Here is a 17,623-nt window from a genome sequence, read left to right as displayed (position 1 = left end):
GTTAGGCGGTTTTTTTATTCGTCAGAATCAATATAAGCATTTGATTTTATTTATTATTACAGATTCAAATCCAACAATGTTATTTGATGTCGCCAAAGCGCTCAAGATAAAGGACGGTTGCTGCAGTACGAGAAGGAACTTGAAGCTTTTTAAGTAAACTCTTCATATGTACTTTAACCGTAGACTCAGAGATAAAAAGACGATCGGCAATTTGCTTGTTGCGGAAACCTCTTGCCACCTCTCTTAAGATCTGAGATTCACGATCGGTCAGTGTATCAAACACGTCCTCTTGCTCTGAACGTTCACTCAAATACTTAGAAACTTCTTGGCTGTATGCCTTGTCCCCTTGGTGCGCTTGTTTTAGCAACTCAACCAACTCATCAGGCTCAGTGTCTTTCAATAAATAGCCATCGGCACCACTTCGAACTATTGCTTCTATATCTGCTGGACTATCTGAAACGGTTAGAATGACAATTCTGGCTTCACAGCCATCTGCACGCAGTGCTTGCAAAGTATCAAGGCCAGACATGCCTTTCATATTAAGATCAAGAAGTACAAGATCCAGTTCTAGCTCATGCGCTTTCGCTACTGCATCCGCGCCATTACTTGCTTCTGCAATGACCTCAAACTCAGGCTCAAAGCTTAAAAGCTGGTGGATACCTCTTCGCATGAGTGGATGATCATCCACCAGCATTACTTTACACACTGTCACTGTTTACTTCCTTACTATGTTGGAATTCTAATTTTACGGTACAACCTTTGTTTATCGATGCTTCGATGTGCAGATCGGCATGCAGTCTAGCGGCCCGCTCTTGCATGATACTCATACCGTAATGATTTAATTTTTCGTCTTGATGTTCAAAGCCTATTCCATCGTCGCTAACGGTTACTGTGACTTTTCCATCATTATCGAGACATTGAATGTGAATATTATCTGCTTGCGCATGTTTGATAGCATTAATTGCCGCTTCTCTTATCAACTGTAGTAAATGAACCTGCTGATGTGCGTCCAGTTCAGTTGATGAAAGTCTATTTTTTAGCGTAATGTCCGCAGCAGTTTGTTCACTGAGCGTTTCAACCATGTCTTGCAATGCTTGGCCAAAACTACCCTCTTTAATCGTAAGACGAAACGTCGTCAGTAATTCGCGTAACTGCGTATAAGCCGCAGATAAGCCCGTATCTAGCTCGGCAATAACTTGATTAGCCTGCGCGATCGCCTTTTCGTCAGGCAAGTTCTTTACGCTTCTCTTCAACAAAGCGACCTGAATTTTTAAGTAAGAGAGTGCTTGAGCCAATGAATCATGCAACTCCCGAGCAATAGTGGCTCGCTCTTCCATCAGCAGAATTTGTTCTGCTTGGCGCTGCGCCCGATTGTAATACACAGCGCGTGATAAAATCTGCACGAAGTTGTCAATAAGAGCCTCGTTCGGACAAGGTAACCCTGCTTTCCAATATAAATAGCCCAAGTGCTCACCATCTAGCATCAGGGCTTTACCGTGGCAATCTTCATCACAATCTTGGCAGCATTCTTCTCCTTCCATCAATATCCAGCTCGGTTCTCCCAACTGCTCGATTTCAAGTTTGACCGCTTTAATGCCCTCAAGACTGACGATATGCTGCAAAATCGCCTGGAAATTGTCTTGATTAATACGCGACGCCGTGAGTTCTTTTGACGAGTCATACAGCACTTCTAAAGACTGGTTGGCATGCTGCAATTTACGTGTTTTCTCATCAACCGCTTGCTCTAATCCTCGGTACAACTTACCAAGGTCTGTCGCCATCCGGTTAAAGGTTCGAGTCAGTATTCCCATTTCATTATCGCTAGATACATTGAGCGATATATTGAATGAGCGATTTTTAATTTGCTCGCTAGCAAAAACTAAGGCACGCAGAGGTCGAACAACTTCGAGGCGCACAAAATGAACGACAAACATACTGACACAAAGGATGCCACCCAACCCTAACCCGCCGATCCAGGCTAAGTTAATCAGTTTTTGCTCCGAAAAGCTTTGCAGCTTAAATACAAACTCATCGATTTGTTCAACAAAACCGGCCACTAGGAGTTGATATTCTGCCGGGTTGTCTCCTCTAAGCACCGCCTTGAGTTCATGCCATCTGATAATAAGACGGTAGTAATCGTGAGTGATGTCTTCTGGCACAGACCAATGCTGAAGCGCTTTCATTGAAGGTGAATATATCGAATGTTCAAATGCGTCAATATGTGAAGAATAGTCAACAGATTTAACCTGAATATCATTCGCCAGACGGTAGCTTTGCATTCGCATCGAGCCAGCAACATTGACGGCTTCAGCATCGTTCAAACTGGACGCTAACGTAAAAATTGCAAAACCAGTCGTAGCAACTGAGAGCAGCAAAATAAGAAGCATTGCGGACGCAATCGTGCGCGTCACCGACTTTTTCACATTTTTAAACAATCTGAGTTCCTCGCCCATTAACAATCCTATTTGTACGTGCAATGAACCCATTACCTTTCAACTTTATCAATATGTGATCACCTGCGACGGAATTTATTGATCCAAAACAATATTGCATACCATTTACCCCCTAAGAGGTATTTATACAAATATGTCAAAAACTACAATTTCGTTAGTTTAAATGACAGTTTATTAATGAAAATTGTGGACTATGCTTAGTTTGGGTTCCAAGTTTCGAGGTGACTAAGTGGTAGACCTTTCCAGAAGAAGACTCTTTGCAAGAAAAGCGCACCCCGACAACGTCGTACGTTTGCCTTGGTTAACTAAACCGCAACAGTTTACGGACGATTGCACTCGCTGCGGTAAATGCATTGAGGCCTGTGAAACAAAGATTATAACCAAAAGTGATGGCGGATTCCCCTCGGTCGATTTTTCCATCGATGAATGCACATTTTGCTATCAATGTGCAAACGCCTGTCCTGAGCCCCTTTTCTTGCCAGAAACAGAACAACCTTGGCAAGCAAAAGCAAGTATCAACGATAACTGCTTAGCAAAACAAAATGTCGAATGCCGAAGCTGTGGGGATATGTGCGACCCGATGGCGATTCAGTTCAAATTAGAACTGGGGAAAGTAGCACAACCCAATTTAGACCTTGATGAGTGTAACGGCTGCGGCGCCTGTGTTTCAGTGTGCCCGACTTCATCCATCAATGTGAGCAATACAACAGCCTAAGCCGAATGTCGTCGGCCAAAGGCAATAAAAATAAATGAGAGAGCTATATGTCACTAAATGAAGTGCATATTTCAAGTTTGGTAGTACATGTGCTGCCGGAACATTTGGACGAAATCAAACAAAAGATAGAAGCACACGAAAATGCGGAAATCTATGGTGACAGTCCTGAAGGCAAGATTATCGTCGTACTTGAAACTGAGAACCAAGGTTTCATCACAGACACTATCGATGCCATTAACAATTTACCGAACGTCTTAAGCACGGTATTGGTTTATCACCAAATCGAAACTGGGCTTGAAGAAACGGATGAAGAAGACACTGGAACACAACATTCCCAAATCGAGGGTGAAGTATGAAAATGACAAGACGTGCGTTTGTGAAAGCAAACGCGGCTGCATCAGCTGCTGCTGTCGCAGGTGTGACACTACCAGCATCTGCAGCCAACCTGATTGCAAGCTCTGATCAAACCAAAATCACATGGGACAAAGCACCTTGTCGTTTCTGTGGTACAGGCTGTTCTGTTCTTGTTGGCACTCAAAACGGCAAAGTGGTAGCAACACAGGGTGACCCAGAAGCACCAGTAAACAAAGGTCTGAACTGTATCAAAGGTTACTTCCTTTCTAAGATCATGTACGGTCAAGACCGTCTAACTCAACCGATGCTACGAATGAAAGATGGCAAATTCCACAAAGATGGTGAATTTACACCTATCTCTTGGGATGACGCTTTCGACATCATGGCTGAGAAATGGAAAGCTTCCCTCGAGAAAAAAGGCCCAACAAGCGTAGGTATGTTTGGCTCAGGCCAATGGACAGTAATGGAAGGCTACGCTGCGTCAAAGTTAATGAAAGCAGGCTTCCGATCAAACAACATTGATCCAAACGCTCGTCACTGTATGGCTTCTGCCGTTGTAGGTTTCATGCGCGCATTCGGTATCGATGAGCCAATGGGTTGTTACGATGACTTCGAGAACACAGACGCTTTCGTTCTTTGGGGCTCAAACATGGCAGAGATGCACCCGGTTCTATGGACTCGCATTACTGACCGCCGCCTAAGCCACCCTCACGTTAAAGTGAACGTGCTTTCTACTTACTACCATCGTTCATTTGAGTTGGCTGACCACGGCTACATTTTCAATCCTCAGTCTGACCTTGCAATTGCTAACTTCATCGCAAACTACATCATCGAAAACGATGCAGTAAACTGGGACTTCGTGAACAAACACACGAACTTCACTCAAGCAGACACTGACATCGGCTACGGTCTACGTGACGACGATCCGCTACAAAAAGCAGCGAAGAACCCGAACTCTGGCAAACTCACTTCTATCTCATTCGAAGAGTACAAGAAATCAGTAGCGCCATACACAGTAGAGAAAGCATCTGAAATCTCTGGTGTTGAGAAAGAGAAGCTTATCGAGCTTGCGAAGCAATACGCGGATCCAAACACGAAAGTGATGTCTCTATGGACGATGGGTATGAACCAGCATACTCGTGGTGTATGGATGAATAACTTGGTTTACAACATCCACCTACTAACCGGTAAGATCTCGACTCCGGGGAACAGCCCATTCTCACTAACGGGCCAACCATCAGCATGTGGTACCGCTCGTGAGGTTGGTACGTTTGCTCACCGCCTACCAGCGGATATGGTGGTTGCTAACCCTAAACACCGTAAGATTGCAGAAGACATCTGGAAACTGCCAGAAGGTACGATTCCACCAAAACCTGGCTTCCACGCCGTATTGCAAGACCGTATGCTGAATGACGGCGTTCTGAACTGTTACTGGGTTCAATGTAACAACAACATGCAAGCCGGTCCAAACATCAACACAGAACGTCTTCCAGGTTACCGCAACCCAGAAAACTTCATCGTTGTGTCTGACCCATACCCGACAGCAACAGCACAAGCAGCAGACCTTATTCTTCCTACCGCAATGTGGATTGAAAAAGAAGGTGCTTACGGTAACGCAGAGCGTCGTACCCAAGCTTGGTACCAACAAGTGGGCACAGTCGGTCAAGCAAAATCGGACCTTTGGCAACTAATGGAGTTCTCGAAACGCTTCAAAATGGAAGAAGTGTGGCCTGAAGAGCTTCTAGCGAAAGCGCCTCAATACCGTGGTAAAACAATGTACGACGTACTTTACCGCAATGGTAACGTCGACAAATTCCCTATCGAAGAAGCTCGTGAACTGAATGACGATGCTCACCACTTCGGTTTCTATGTTCAAAAAGGTCTGTTTGAGGAATACGCAACATTTGGCCGTGGTCACGGGCATGATTTGGCTCCATACGACCGCTACCACCAAGTACGTGGTCTACGTTGGCCTGTTGTTGATGGTAAGGAAACACAGTGGCGCTTTAAAGAAGGTTCAGACCCATACGCGAAAGAAGGTTCTGGTTGGGACTTCTACGGCAATGCTGACGGCAAAGCGAAGATCATTTCCGCGCCATACGAAGCGCCACCAGAAGTACCGAACGATGAATTTGATATGTGGTTATGTACTGGTCGTGTTCTTGAACATTGGCACACAGGCACCATGACTCGTCGTGTACCTGAATTATACAAAGCAGTACCAGACGCAGTGTGTTACATGCACCCAGAAGACGCAAAAGCACGCAATGTTCGTCGTGGTGAAGAAGTACTCATGGCAAACAAACGCGGTGAAGTACGCGTTCGTGTTGAAACTCGCGGTCGTAACCGTCCGCCAAAAGGCTTGGTATTCGTACCGTTCTTTGATGCACGTATTTTGATTAACAAGCTTATCCTAGATGCGACTGATCCACTGTCTAAACAGACAGACTTTAAGAAGTGCCCAGTCAAAATCACTAAGATTGCTTAACCTTCAGATACTGAATGCTACGGCCGTCATTATGGCGGCCTAATAAAGAATTTAAGCCATAAAGGCGGAGATGAAATGATGAAAAAATTACTTGTCGCAGTTTTATCTGTAGGTGCGTTAGTGACAGGCATTGCGCAAGCTGAGTTGGATAATCCAGGTGGTATTGGAGGTCTAGAATCTTTACGTGGAATGTCTCAATTGGAAGATACACGTCCAGCAGACGAGTTCAAAGACTTCCCTAAAGATCAAATTGTTGAAGACAGCTATGTTTATCAACCACCGTTGATCCCACACAGCATTCGTCACTACGAAATTTCGTTAAATGCTAACAAGTGTCTTGCATGCCATAGCTGGAAAAATGCAAAAGAGTCAGGTGCGACTAAAATTAGCGTAACGCACTATGTAAACAGAGAAGATGCGGTACTGGCAGATATGTCTCCTCGTCGTTACTTCTGTTTGCAATGTCACGTTCCACAAACGGATGCAAAACCACTAGTGGAAAACGAGTTTAAGGCAGTCGATTCGCTTCAGTAATTGAAACGCGAGTACTAAGAGGTTACTTATGAAAATACTTAAAGCGTTTTGGAAGAGACTGTCGAGCCCGAGTAAAGCTGCCGCTGGTGTGGTTTTATTTCTAGGCTTCGCTGGTGGCCTTCTATTTTGGGGCGCATTCAACACAGGTATGGAAGCAACCAACACAGAAGAATTCTGTTCTGGCTGTCACGCGCCGATCGTTGCTGAAATTCAAGAAACAATTCACTACTCCAACCGTTCTGGTGTTCGTGCGATTTGTTCAGACTGTCACGTTCCTCATGAATGGACGGATAAGATCGTTCGTAAAGTACAGGCATCTAAAGAGCTATTTGCACACTTCGTAACGAAGACGATCGATACGCCAGAGAAGTTCCAAGAGCGTCGTGGACACCTCGCAGAGCGAGAGTGGGCACGTATGAAAAAGAATGACTCTCTTGAATGTCGTAACTGTCATGAGTTTGATTTCATGGATTACTCTCAGCAAGGATCACGTGCGGCAGAACAACACTCCACCGCTCTCGCTTCAGGCGAGAAAACATGTGTAGACTGTCACAAAGGTATTGCGCACAAACTACCAGACATGAGCGGCGTTGAAGGCTGGCACTAAGGAGACTTACCATGAGTACATTAGAATCTGTAATTTGGCATATCCTTGGCTACAGTGCTATGCCAGTGATTATTCTTTCCGGCTTTGTGGCGGTAGCAGCAATCTCTCTCTGGCTGCTGTCATTTGGTAAGGATAAAGAGGTGTAACGTAACGCATCTCTACTCGTCAACTAGCCTATTTGTTGACACTGAGCGCCGAGCAAATGCTCGGCGCTTTTTATTTATTAATCAATGGTACTTGCCAACAACAAACAAGCAATCATACATAAAAAAAGCGACCATAAAGGCCGCTAAGATTTACTGCTATAGGGAGTCGTTTAAGATTCTTTTACTGGCAGAACCTGTTTGACGTATTGTCCTGGCGCCTCATCAATAACCGGATGGTTTTCTGAGCCAATAGGGAAAGGCTCAACTTGCTCTTTAGGGTTGAATTGGAGTAACCACTCGTTCCAGTGTGTCCACCACGATCCCTCTTTGTGTTCCGCGTTATTCAACCACTTATCAGCAGAGTCATCCAAATTATCGTTCAACCAATAACCATACTTATTTTTAGCTGGAGGGTTCACGATGCCCGCAATATGACCAGATTCACCGAGGACAAACGTTTTGTTACCACCCGTGTTCAGCGCACCACGGTAAGTTCCCTGCCATAACGCAATGTGGTCTTCTTTCGTTGACACAAAATAGCTAGGAATTTTGATCTTATTTAGATCAATCCATACTCCACCAATTTTGACGCCTTTATCTTGCACCAGCTTGTTCTCTAAATAGAGCTCGCGAAGCAAGAAATTGTGAGATGCAGCGCTGACGTTGGTGCTATCGCTATTCCAGTACAACAAGTCGAAATCAACCGGACTGTTACCCTTCAAGTAATTGTCGACGTAGTAGTTCCAGTACAAGCTGTTTTCACGCAGTAAACTAAACGTCACGCTTAAGGAACGGCCGTCCATATACCCTTTTGTGTTATTTTGCGCTTCAATTGCACTAACAATGGTGTCATTGATATACGCGCCGACTTCACCTGGTTGAGAGAAGTCGAGCAACGTGGTGAAGAAAGTGGCAGACTTAATGCGCTTCTTCATACGTTTTGCAGCGTAGTAGGCAACCGTGCTTGCTAAAACAGTACCACCGATACAATAACCAGCAGCATTGATTTGCTCTTGTCCTGTTATATCTTCAATTGCAGCGACGGCTTTCACTACGCCTTCTGTCACGTAGTCACCAAACTCTATGTGCGCTTGTGCCTTGCCTGGATTGCGCCAAGACATCATAAATACACTATGCCCCTGCTCTAACAACCATCGAACCATTGAGTTCTTTGCTGTTAAATCAAGGATGTAGTATTTATTGATGAAAGGTGGGACGATGAGCAGCGGCGTCGCATTCACTTTCTCTGTTAGAGGTCGATATTGAATCAACTCAAACAATTCGTTTTGAAAAACCACATTGCCCTGTGTCGTCGCAACGTCATCTCCCACGCGGAATGCATTGTTATTCGTCATACGAATTTTTAAAATGTCTGCGCTCGACTCAACGTCTTCTTTCAACTGCTCTAAGCCTGCCAGTAAGTTTTGACCGTTTTGCTCAAGTGTCAGCTTCAAAAGCTCTGGGTTAGTGGCGATGAAGTTGGAAGGAGAAAGGGCGTTAATGGCTTGGCGAGAGAAAAAAATAATACGTTCTTTCGTCTTTTCATCTAAGCCTTCCAAAGACTCGATGGTGTCCAGATAGGTCTTACTAAATAAAAGGTAGGATTGTTTGATGAAGCTATACATGGCTTCATTTTGCCACGCTTCGTTTGAGAAACGCTTATCCCCTTTTTCAGCTTCGACGATTTGTGCTTGGTTCCCTGCCAATGCAACATTCTGCCAAATTTGCAGCTGCTGTTCCCACCACTGTGCTTGCAGCTTTAAAATCGCAGCAGGCTGATTCGCAGCTTGTTCGAACAGTTTGGCAGTATCCTCAAAGTTCACTTCTTGCATGGCCTTGTTTAAAGGAGAGTTCACGACTGCCTTGTTCACTTCGAAATCATGCCACCACTGATGATTGGTTTCCTGAAGCTTCACAAGATAGTCCGAAAAGAAGTGTTGAAACATAGTCTTACTCCTATATTCGGAAAAAACAACGCCGCCCAAATCTAGGGGCGGCGAGAATCGGACAAATTACGCTGGAGTAACAGTCTTTAGATTTTCCGAAGTCATTTTCTCAACGTCTTCTTTGAACTCTTTTGCAATCGCTTGAAGCTTGTTGCTGTCATCCATCATTTGTTGAGAAAGTTTAGTAAGTACGCTTAGTTGCTGACTGTTGAAAGCAGTCAATGACGTTACGTCTTTGATTTCTGTCGCTGCTTTCATCTGGTTTAGACCCACTTCACTGTATGTGCGAATGGCGTTCAATTGAAGCTCGGTCAACACTTCTACGTTTTTTGTCACTAGCTTGTTGAACTTCAAGTAAGGTTCTAGATTTTTTTCAGTTTGATCGCTAAATGTTTTGAAGAAATCTGTGTACATGGTTTGTCTCCTAGAGAAAGAATTAAAAATGTCCGTTTAAATAATTACTTAACTGTCTTTACAACCACAGCCGTGCCCATGCCGCCGCCCACACAAAGTGAAGCAACGCCATATTGACCATTTTGCTTATGAAGCTCGTGAACCAGCGTGACTAAGATTCGGTTTCCAGATGCACCAAGCGGGTGTCCTAGCGCGATAGCACCACCGTTAAAGTTCGCTTTATCTTGAATCGCGTTAACTGGAACTTGGTTTGTTTCCGCCAACTGATGAATCACGCCAAGTGCTTGCGCTGCAAATGCTTCGTTTAACTCGTAAACGTCGATATCATTTACTGTGAGTTCTGCGTTTTCGAGTGCTTTATTGACCGACTCAACAGGACCTAGGCCCATGATCTTCGGATCAAGACCCGATTGCGCATAGCTTACGATTTCAGCAAGCGGCGTTAATCCATGCGCTTTAACTGCGCTTTCAGACGCCACGATAATCGCACTCGCTCCATCGTTAATGCCTGATGCATTACCCGCAGTCACAGTGCCTTCGCGGTCAAAAGCAGGACGTAGCTTGCTTAAGGCTTCCATTGTCGCGTTCGCTTTTGGGTATTCATCCGTATCAAACATCACGGTTTCACGGCGTTGCTTTACTTCCACTGGCACAATTTCGTCTTGAAATTTGCCAGCTTCGATAGCGGCTACCGCTTTCTGTTGGCTAGACAGCGCGTATTCGTCTTGCTGCTGGCGAGTTAAGCCGATTTGTTTTGCTACGTTTTCTGCCGTCACACCCATGTGATATTGGTTGTAAACATCGGTTAAACCGTCCGCTATGAGCAGATCTTTTAGCTCCAGATTGCCCATTTTGTTGCCATCACGAATGCTGCTTGGTGCAGCAAACGGAATCTGAGACATGACTTCAACACCCGCTGCAACAACGATCTCAGCATCGCCACTACGGATATGGGACACGGCATCCATGACCGTTTTCATGCCACTACCGCAAACCATGTTTACGCCATATGCAGGAACAGATTCAGGAATCCCCGCAAACAGTGCCGCTTGGCGGCCAACACCCATTCCTTGACCTGCACCAACAACGTTGCCAACAATCACTTCGTCAACCTTGTCGCCAGGCAACTTTGCCGCTTCCAACGCGCCCTTAATCGCTACTGCTGCCAGATCGCCAGCAGAAGTATTTTTCAGGCTACCACCAAAAGCACCAATTGGAGTACGCTTCGCCGCTACGATAAATACTTTTTCCATCATCTTCTCTCCTTAGTGCATGTATAAGCCGCCGTTCACCGACAAAGTCTCTCCGGTGATGTAGGCGCCCGCATCGCTGACCAAGAAGCTCACTGATGCTGCAATTTCCTCTGGTGTCGCAAGACGTTTCATTGGAATTTGGTTCGTAATGGATTCCAGCACTTCTGGCTTCATTTGCTCAACCATTGGCGTACCCGTGTAACCCGGAGCGATAACATTAACTGTCACACCCGAGCGAGCACCTTCGTATGCTAAGGCTTTAGAGAAACCGATCATCCCAGCTTTCGCCGCCGAGTAGTTTGCTTGACCAAACTGCCCTTTAAGACCATTGACTGAAGAGATATTGATGACACGACCACCGCCTTTTTCGCACATTGCAGCGAAGAGGGGTTGCGTAACGTTGAATAAACTATTGAGGTTGGTATTGATGACATCATTCCAAGCTTGCGCAGTCATCTTTTTAAACACGCCATCACGTGTGATTCCTGCGTTGTTGACAACAACATCAATGGTTCCCTCCTCCCCAAGCAATTGCGCCAATTTCTCTGCACACTCTGTCGTGTTTGTTACATCCAACTCAAAAAGGCGAACCTGATCTTTGGTAAACCCTTTGCTGTTGAACCACTCCAGCGCACATTCGTAGTTACCTGTGAAATAAGTAGCGATTACACGGTAACCGTCATTGACTAATTGAGAGGAAATAGCAGAACCAATTCCGCCTTTTGATCCAGTGATCAAAGCGACTTTCTTCATTGAAGACTCCATTCTTAACGGCATTTAAAAAGCAAACTTAATACACTGATGAAATAGTTCACCAACTGACGTGTTTATTTATTCTTTTGACAACCAATCCCGTGCTGCCTTTATTTTAAGTTAACCTAGAAATATTACATTTCAAATAAAAAACTCACCCAATTGCATAAGATTGATTTAGATCTCATTACCCGTGAAATGTTATAAAATGGTTAATTTTACATAAGTCATTGTTTTAAATCACACTTCCACAAAAGCCACACCAACAGAAATAGAAACATAATTATTAAATATCATGAACTTACATACAGAATGGTAGAAGTTACATTATGTCATGATTTAAGATCTGAATTTTAAGCCTATATGATTACAACAAACTTGAGATTAGAATAATAATTCAATTATCGGTAAAAATAATTATCAAACATATCATTTAATTACTGCATTTAATGATAATTTAGTTATCAATTCGATTATTTTAATACAATGATGATTAATACCGATAAAATATAATAAATTGAATATATTTAATCTAAAAATGATATAAGAGCTTGTCTCATACTGGTGCAATACGCACTATTATGACGCATAGATTAAAATATAATTTCATTTTAAATTTATATATTCGAAGAACATCAACTAGCTACTAGTGAAAGTAATCGCTCGCTTTGTAGTAGCATCCTTTTCCACTTTGCACTATCTTTGTGGCTTCTCTTTAATCACTAAATCATCAACAGATATGAATCTTGCATTGCTCAGTATGTTCATCCCTACTTTCTTTTTTGTCTCAATCACGCCTGGTATGTGCATGACTCTCGCCCTAACGTTAGGTATGAGTATCGGTTATCGTCGCACGTTATGGATGATGATAGGAGAGCTTCTCGGTGTTGCGCTGGTGTCAGTCTCTGCGGTGTTAGGTATCGCTGCGATTATGCTCAATTATCCTTGGATGTTTATCGCGTTAAAGTTCATTGGTGGCGGTTATTTACTCTATCTTGGAGTTGAAATGTGGCGATCGCGAGGGAAACTTGCGATTAATGTCGACAACTTAGAAACACCAAAGAGTGACAATATCGCACTGATCATGCAAGGCTTCGTTACCGCAATCGCAAACCCAAAAGGCTGGGCATTTATGATTTCTCTTTTACCGCCTTTTATAGACCAAAACGCAGCGCTTGCACCGCAACTGATCATACTTGTCTCCATTATTTTACTGTTTGAGTTCATTTGCATGTCTCTGTACGCTACTGGTGGTAAAGGGTTGAAACACGTATTAGGTCAGTCTAAGAATGTACGTCTAATGAACCGTATCGCAGGCACTTTAATGATGGGAGTTGGTGTCTGGTTGCTACTAAGCTAAGGCAAACTGGAAACAATGAAAAATATTCTGAATAAAATAGCTAAAGTCATGGGTGAAGTATTGGACTTTCAAGCCCGAGTTTGGGTTGTGAACGTCTATAGCGGTGAGCATAAAGGCGAGTCTTATGTCGTTAATGAAGATGCTTTCTCTGTACCTCTTCAGTGGATGAAGAAGAAAGGCTACCAAGAGCCAATGTTGAATAAAGTCGAAGCAATGAAGCGCTCACAAGTCTTAGAGTTCGACTTGGGACTTGTGAAACATCGCTTGATGCGCGTGAAATAAGCACAAAAAAGCGCCACTCAAGATGAGTGGCGCAAGCACTTTTACCTTAAAAATAATGCTACGGCGCAGCGTCGATCTCAACTGGAAGATAATGTTTCGGCTCCAGTTTCAACCACTCAGGCAGCACAGTACCAATCGAAATCGAAGACCATGTCCCCGACAGAACGCCAATAAACATGGCGGTTGAGAAACCAGCCAAAGGCGCTCCTCCCATAATCCATAATGCACCAACAGTGATCAATGTCGTACCAGATGTCACCATAGTGCGTGAAAACGTCGCGATAACAGCTTGGTCATTGATGTCTTCTGTTTTCCAACTCTGTTTCGCAATCAACAGCTCACGGATTCGGTCTGCAATGATGATCGAGTCATTCAATGAGTAACCTAAAATCGCCAGCACAGCAGCAAAAACAGTTAAGTTGAACTCCATTTGAGTAATTGCAAAGAAACCAAGCACTAAGATCACATCATGGGCCAAAGCAAACAGTGAACCACTGGCCAAACGCCACTCAAAACGGAAACACAAGTAACCGAGAATACTCAACACACAAATCAACAATGCTAAGCCACCTTGTTCAAACAAGTCTTGGCCAACTTGAGCGCCAACTATACTGTTGCTGACAACATCAACTTGGTGAGAGATTGGCTTCAACACCTCTTCTACACTTGGCAACGTTTGTCCATCTTCCGGCGCAGAGTAACGAATCACCCAACGGCCATCTTCACCAGAGCGTGTCACTGACGCAGATTCACCAAGCTTTGGTTGCAGAACGTCAAGCAGATCATGGTTAGTTAGCTGCTTATCTACCTTTACTTCTGTCACCATACCACCAGTGAAGTCCAAACCTAGGTTCAACCCTTTAAAGCCTAGAGCGACGATCGCGATCACCGTTAAAATGATGGAAACTAGCGTAGTAAAGTAGCGAATTTTACGAATATTTTGTTTTAGCATTTCGACCATGATTAAACCCTCACATCACGACGGGCATCGCGGCCCCAAATTAAATTGATCATTGCTCGAGAGGCAAATACGCCTGTAAACATACTGGTTAACAAACCTAATCCGAGTGTTAAGGCAAAGCCTTGGATTGGGCCATTACCGATGGCGTACAAAATCACGGCGGTGATCATGGTAGTAATGTTGGCATCAAGGATGGTCGAGAATGCGCTGTCAAAGCCAAGATCAATCGCTTGAGCGAAGCTGCGACCTTCACGCATTTTGTCCTTAATACGTTCAAAGATAATAACGTTGGTGTCTACTGCCATACCGACGGTTAACACTAAACCGGCAATACCCGGAAGCGTTAGAACCGCTCCTGGTAACAAGGCGATTAAGCCAAGCAAACAAAGCATGTTGGCACAAAGCGCCACGTTTGCTACCCAACCTAAGCGGCGGTACCAAAGTGCCATAAAGGTCAGTGTTAGTCCCATACCTAAAGCCAGTGCTGCAAAACCGTTTTCAATGTTTTCTGCCCCCAGAGAAGCACCGATTGTTCGCTCTTCCACAATAGTAACCGGCGCAGTTAGTGAACCCGCACGAAGTAATAGCGCTAACTGCTGTGCATCGTCCATGCTACCTGCCCCAGTAATACGGAACTGGCTACCAAGTTGAGATTGAATAGTTGCGACGCTGATAACGCGCTCACTACGCTCAGTTACACCGCGATCGTTTGTTTTGTACTCTCGGTAAACGGTCGCCATTGGCTTGCCGATGTGAGTTGCTGAGAAGTCACTCATTTTCTTACCACCAGCGTGGTCAAGAGAAATATTTACCTCTGACATGCCCATTTTGTCGACACCAGCACGAGCGTTCACGATGTGCTTGCCCGTTAGAACTGGTCGTTTTGCCAAAATCACAGTACGACCGTCATTATCTTGAAGAACAAGATCTTGGCTGCTGTGTGCTTGGCTCGCATCTTTCACTTCATAAAACGCCAAGCTTGCTGTTGCACCAATAACGTTTTTCGCTTGAGCAGGATCTTGTACACCAGGGAGCTCAATTCGAATGCTCTCTTTACCTTGGCGTTGCACTAGTGCTTCTGTGATACCAAGTTCTTCAATACGACCACGCATGATCTTCAGGTTTTGTTGAAGAGTCGACGATTGAAATTCTTGGATATTTTGTTCACTTGGTTCAAGCACAAAGCCACGAGATGAACTTTTTGAAATCCAGCCCGGGTAGTTTTGACGCAAGAACTTGTTCACTTCCGACAATGCTTGCTCGCTGTCACTGTTTACCGTAATTCGGTTGCCGCTTTCTGCTCGAACTTGCACACCACGAACACGTTGATCACGTAGGTTCGCTTTGATTTCATCAATCAATGCATCACGTTGTTCTTCAAACGCTTTATTCACATCAACATTCAACAAGAACTGAACGCCACCACGAAGGTCAAGACCGAGCTTAATTGGGCTAAAGCCCATCTCATTCAACCATTCTGGCGCAACCGATACGTATGAGAAAGTGATGCTGTCGTCTTTATTTAGCTCTTTGTTTAACAACACACGAGCTTTACTTTGCGCATCTTCACCATCGAATACAATGGTTGTTTTGCCGTCTTTTTCGATGATTTTGTCGGCTGAAATATGGTTGGTTTTTAGCAGTTGATTCAGATGAACAACCGACATTTCACTGTTGTTTTGCTCCGAAAACGTCAACTGGATAGAAGGCTGTTCGCCAAACCAAGTTGGTATAGCACTTAGGGTTAAAATAATGACCGTCGTGATTAATACTACATATTTCCAAGCTGAGTAGTGATTCATCAGCTTTCTGTTCTTTTGCTGCTTTGGTGTTTTTTTCATGTAAACATCATCCCTTCACGATGAAGTGAAGCTTTTAATAACAAGGCTTAACACACGACAGATGCTCCCAGAATAAATTCAGGGTATGAAATGCTCAGAACGCTCACGTCCTGTCGAATACAATCGTCGTGTTAAGAGTGCACAATGGTGCAAATAAATGGTGTTTAGGCAGAAAACTGACTATTGAGTGCGACGTACATGGCATTGGTCTCTTTCCAACCAGAAATGCGATGATCGCTTGTGAAATGATAAAATGTGGACTGGTTGTGACGCCAGTTAATGTCCATCAAGCTGTATGCGTAACCCGCATCAGCGTAAAACGGAGTAGTGAGATCGCCGACAAAATCTACGTGCTCGTCATCAAGCCCTTCCCGTAAGTAAGACGTCCAGCGCTGAGAGTTAAACAAAGCAACGGAATCGAGACTTGCATGGCCTTCAGATACTGGAGATTGAGAGCTTTCTTCTGAGACTTCAGAAAAATCGACGGAAGAGTTTGGCGATACACTTGCGGCTACAAAAGGTTGTAGCTTAGAAAAGTGCGGTACGTGAGCCTTGTGGTCGATTTGCGCAGCAGATACATGCACTGGTAGCAATACCATTGCAAATAGCAGCAAAATCAACTTTCTAAGGTAAATCCAAGACATAGGAACTCACTAAAAACACAAAGAGCCAAGTTAGGTCACTTGACTCGTTGATAGTATTCCTATTGATTATGGTTCACAACTAAAAAGTTATAAATCTCTGATTTCAGGTTTGCATCGTTATTGCATTTATCAAAACGTCTTTAGAGAACTAGTGTAATTGGTCGTGAGTTATCGATAAAAAATATCGCCCTTATCAACATCTAAGTAGATCTTGTTCTCTTGCTCCAAACCGCCACAATAGATGAAGTAAACGTTGCGCTTTTTGAACGTCACAGAACGAACCCAGCCTCCGAGCTCCTCAAAATCACTCGGATCACAGGTTTCATCGTCTAACAATTGCTGTGTTTTCTTACGGAAAATATCCAAGTGAACTTTTAAATCATCCGACTTCTGTAGGTATTCATCCAATATCTCTAAGCGCTCTTGCTCTTTAATAACTGGCTCTGCATCCGATAACCCTTCAGCATTCAACCATTCGGCTTTTTCTTCTCCACCCTCTTCATAGACAAGATAGCCGGAGATTCGGTACCACCCATCTACTTTTTCTAACACCGATACTTTTTCTCCCTTATAGAGCGTATCGACAACTAAAGCATTAGGGTTAGGCTTGTTGTAAACATTGACACGACGCTCAATAACGTAGTACTCGGTAACTTCCGGGGGAACGGCTTCTAAATCCAGAATCGGTTTAGATGTTTCTTTTTGCAGTGACGATTGCTCGACTTGTGTAGCCTTTGGTGCTTCAGGTTCATCTTTCTGCATAAAGAAGAAATAGTATCCAGCCCCCGCTCCGCCGAGCAACAGCATGACAATCAATGCGACGAGAATTTTCTTCATGCCCTTTTCCTTTTCATTCTTTATTCTTATCCCAC

18 protein-coding genes are annotated in these 17,623 nt (G+C 44.1%); 8 read left to right on the top strand and 10 right to left on the bottom strand.

Translation table 11 applies throughout. The features are described from left to right. Positions 1 to 79: 79 nt before the first annotated feature. Both IJ23_RS12140 and narQ read right to left on the bottom strand, forming a co-directional pair. Positions 80 to 694, bottom strand: a complete 615-nt coding sequence (locus IJ23_RS12140) for a response regulator (RefSeq protein WP_031777156.1) — start codon at positions 692 to 694, stop codon at positions 80 to 82. Positions 695 to 698: 4 nt separating this feature from the next. Then, positions 699 to 2,435: a nitrate/nitrite two-component system sensor histidine kinase NarQ gene (narQ, locus tag IJ23_RS12135; protein WP_025767926.1), complete on the bottom strand. Its 1,737-nt coding sequence runs from the start codon at positions 2,433 to 2,435 to the stop codon at positions 699 to 701. A 247-nt stretch (positions 2,436 to 2,682) separates the two neighbouring features. Here narQ and napF point away from each other — a divergent pair, with 247 nt between their 5' ends. From napF to IJ23_RS24150, 6 genes are all read left to right on the top strand, one after another. After that, the gene (gene napF, locus IJ23_RS24155) at positions 2,683 to 3,168 is read left to right on the top strand and encodes a ferredoxin-type protein NapF (protein WP_081107471.1); all 486 of its coding nucleotides are present in this window, start codon (positions 2,683 to 2,685) and stop codon (positions 3,166 to 3,168) included. A gap of 47 nt (positions 3,169 to 3,215) precedes the next feature. Beyond that, a complete protein-coding gene (locus tag IJ23_RS12130) occupies positions 3,216 to 3,524 on the top strand; it encodes a chaperone NapD (protein WP_005373535.1) in 309 nt (102 codons plus the stop codon). Beyond that, positions 3,521 to 6,010 carry a periplasmic nitrate reductase subunit alpha gene (gene napA, locus IJ23_RS12125; RefSeq protein WP_033906375.1) on the top strand — a complete coding sequence of 830 codons (2,490 nt, stop codon included), beginning with the start codon at positions 3,521 to 3,523 and terminating at the stop codon, positions 6,008 to 6,010. The genes IJ23_RS12130 and napA overlap by 4 nt, the downstream gene beginning before the upstream one ends. Positions 6,011 to 6,088: 78 nt before the next feature. Further along, the gene (locus IJ23_RS12120) at positions 6,089 to 6,544 is read left to right on the top strand and encodes a nitrate reductase cytochrome c-type subunit (RefSeq protein ID WP_005389061.1); all 456 of its coding nucleotides are present in this window, start codon (positions 6,089 to 6,091) and stop codon (positions 6,542 to 6,544) included. Between the two features lie 28 nt (positions 6,545 to 6,572). Beyond that, positions 6,573 to 7,151 (top strand): NapC/NirT family cytochrome c, encoded by a 579-nt coding sequence (locus IJ23_RS12115; protein WP_005373542.1) that lies wholly within the window; start codon positions 6,573 to 6,575, stop codon positions 7,149 to 7,151. A gap of 11 nt (positions 7,152 to 7,162) precedes the next feature. Next, positions 7,163 to 7,297: a TIGR02808 family protein gene (locus IJ23_RS24150; RefSeq protein WP_005373546.1), complete on the top strand. Its 135-nt coding sequence runs from the start codon at positions 7,163 to 7,165 to the stop codon at positions 7,295 to 7,297. Between the two features lie 170 nt (positions 7,298 to 7,467). On the opposite strand, the gene phaC is transcribed toward IJ23_RS24150, so the two are convergent. The 4 genes from phaC to IJ23_RS12095 all read right to left on the bottom strand — a co-directional run bounded on the left by phaC (position 7,468) and on the right by IJ23_RS12095 (position 11,663). Continuing rightward, the gene (phaC, locus tag IJ23_RS12110; protein ID WP_033906374.1) at positions 7,468 to 9,243 is read right to left on the bottom strand and encodes a class I poly(R)-hydroxyalkanoic acid synthase; all 1,776 of its coding nucleotides are present in this window, start codon (positions 9,241 to 9,243) and stop codon (positions 7,468 to 7,470) included. Positions 9,244 to 9,309: 66 nt separating this feature from the next. After that, positions 9,310 to 9,657 (bottom strand): phasin family protein, encoded by a 348-nt coding sequence (locus IJ23_RS12105; RefSeq protein WP_005373550.1) that lies wholly within the window; start codon positions 9,655 to 9,657, stop codon positions 9,310 to 9,312. Positions 9,658 to 9,701: 44 nt separating this feature from the next. Continuing rightward, entirely contained in the window at positions 9,702 to 10,910 is a 1,209-nt protein-coding gene (locus tag IJ23_RS12100; RefSeq protein ID WP_033906557.1) for an acetyl-CoA C-acetyltransferase, read from the bottom strand. 12 nt (positions 10,911 to 10,922) lie between these two features. Beyond that, on the bottom strand, positions 10,923 to 11,663 hold the full coding sequence (locus tag IJ23_RS12095; protein WP_005373555.1) for an SDR family oxidoreductase: 741 nt from the start codon (positions 11,661 to 11,663) through the stop codon (positions 10,923 to 10,925). Between the two features lie 739 nt (positions 11,664 to 12,402). Between IJ23_RS12095 and IJ23_RS12090 the strand changes: the two genes are divergently transcribed. Further along, positions 12,403 to 13,023: a LysE family translocator gene (locus IJ23_RS12090; RefSeq protein ID WP_021035942.1), complete on the top strand. Its 621-nt coding sequence runs from the start codon at positions 12,403 to 12,405 to the stop codon at positions 13,021 to 13,023. Positions 13,024 to 13,038: 15 nt separating this feature from the next. Beyond that, complete coding sequence (locus tag IJ23_RS12085) at positions 13,039 to 13,305, top strand: hypothetical protein (protein ID WP_005373566.1); 267 nt, start codon at positions 13,039 to 13,041, stop codon at positions 13,303 to 13,305. A 58-nt stretch (positions 13,306 to 13,363) separates the two neighbouring features. Here the strand turns inward: IJ23_RS12085 and secF are convergent, their stop codons facing one another. From secF to IJ23_RS12065, 4 genes are all read right to left on the bottom strand, one after another. Further along, the gene (gene secF, locus IJ23_RS12080; protein WP_005373567.1) at positions 13,364 to 14,266 is read right to left on the bottom strand and encodes a protein translocase subunit SecF; all 903 of its coding nucleotides are present in this window, start codon (positions 14,264 to 14,266) and stop codon (positions 13,364 to 13,366) included. A gap of 2 nt (positions 14,267 to 14,268) precedes the next feature. After that, a complete protein-coding gene (secD, locus tag IJ23_RS12075) occupies positions 14,269 to 16,107 on the bottom strand; it encodes a protein translocase subunit SecD (protein ID WP_033906373.1) in 1,839 nt (612 codons plus the stop codon). Positions 16,108 to 16,271: 164 nt separating this feature from the next. Then, positions 16,272 to 16,751, bottom strand: a complete 480-nt coding sequence (locus tag IJ23_RS12070) for a hypothetical protein (RefSeq protein ID WP_033906372.1) — start codon at positions 16,749 to 16,751, stop codon at positions 16,272 to 16,274. A 168-nt stretch (positions 16,752 to 16,919) separates the two neighbouring features. Continuing rightward, positions 16,920 to 17,588 carry an SH3 domain-containing protein gene (locus IJ23_RS12065; RefSeq protein ID WP_005385650.1) on the bottom strand — a complete coding sequence of 223 codons (669 nt, stop codon included), beginning with the start codon at positions 17,586 to 17,588 and terminating at the stop codon, positions 16,920 to 16,922. Positions 17,589 to 17,623: the final 35 nt, after the last annotated feature.

The sequence above is a fragment of the Vibrio sp. OY15 genome, assembly GCF_000742455.1.
In the GTDB taxonomy this organism is placed as follows: Bacteria; Pseudomonadota; Gammaproteobacteria; order Enterobacterales; family Vibrionaceae; genus Vibrio; species Vibrio alginolyticus.
This window is presented reverse-complemented; position numbering and strand designations above follow the sequence as displayed.

Bases quoted from the DNA above. Each gene is read 5' to 3' on its own strand.
- IJ23_RS12120 (WP_005389061.1), top strand. From the start codon at position 6,089: ATGAAAAAATTACTTGTCGCAGTTTTATCTGTAGGTGCGTTAGTGACA.
- phaC (WP_033906374.1), bottom strand. From the start codon at position 9,243: ATGTTTCAACACTTCTTTTCGGACTATCTTGTGAAGCTTCAGGAAACC.
- IJ23_RS12070 (WP_033906372.1), bottom strand. From the start codon at position 16,751: ATGTCTTGGATTTACCTTAGAAAGTTGATTTTGCTGCTATTTGCAATG.
- IJ23_RS12065 (WP_005385650.1), bottom strand. From the start codon at position 17,588: ATGAAGAAAATTCTCGTCGCATTGATTGTCATGCTGTTGCTCGGCGGA.
- IJ23_RS24150 (WP_005373546.1), top strand. From the start codon at position 7,163: ATGAGTACATTAGAATCTGTAATTTGGCATATCCTTGGCTACAGTGCT.
- IJ23_RS12140 (WP_031777156.1), bottom strand. From the start codon at position 694: ATGCTGGTGGATGATCATCCACTCATGCGAAGAGGTATCCACCAGCTT.
- IJ23_RS12095 (WP_005373555.1), bottom strand. From the start codon at position 11,663: ATGAAGAAAGTCGCTTTGATCACTGGATCAAAAGGCGGAATTGGTTCT.
- secD (WP_033906373.1), bottom strand. From the start codon at position 16,107: ATGAAAAAAACACCAAAGCAGCAAAAGAACAGAAAGCTGATGAATCAC.
- IJ23_RS12090 (WP_021035942.1), top strand. From the start codon at position 12,403: ATGAATCTTGCATTGCTCAGTATGTTCATCCCTACTTTCTTTTTTGTC.
- IJ23_RS12115 (WP_005373542.1), top strand. From the start codon at position 6,573: ATGAAAATACTTAAAGCGTTTTGGAAGAGACTGTCGAGCCCGAGTAAA.
- secF (WP_005373567.1), bottom strand. From the start codon at position 14,266: ATGGTCGAAATGCTAAAACAAAATATTCGTAAAATTCGCTACTTTACT.
- IJ23_RS12130 (WP_005373535.1), top strand. From the start codon at position 3,216: ATGTCACTAAATGAAGTGCATATTTCAAGTTTGGTAGTACATGTGCTG.
- IJ23_RS12100 (WP_033906557.1), bottom strand. From the start codon at position 10,910: ATGGAAAAAGTATTTATCGTAGCGGCGAAGCGTACTCCAATTGGTGCT.
- IJ23_RS12085 (WP_005373566.1), top strand. From the start codon at position 13,039: ATGAAAAATATTCTGAATAAAATAGCTAAAGTCATGGGTGAAGTATTG.
- IJ23_RS12105 (WP_005373550.1), bottom strand. From the start codon at position 9,657: ATGTACACAGATTTCTTCAAAACATTTAGCGATCAAACTGAAAAAAAT.
- napA (WP_033906375.1), top strand. From the start codon at position 3,521: ATGAAAATGACAAGACGTGCGTTTGTGAAAGCAAACGCGGCTGCATCA.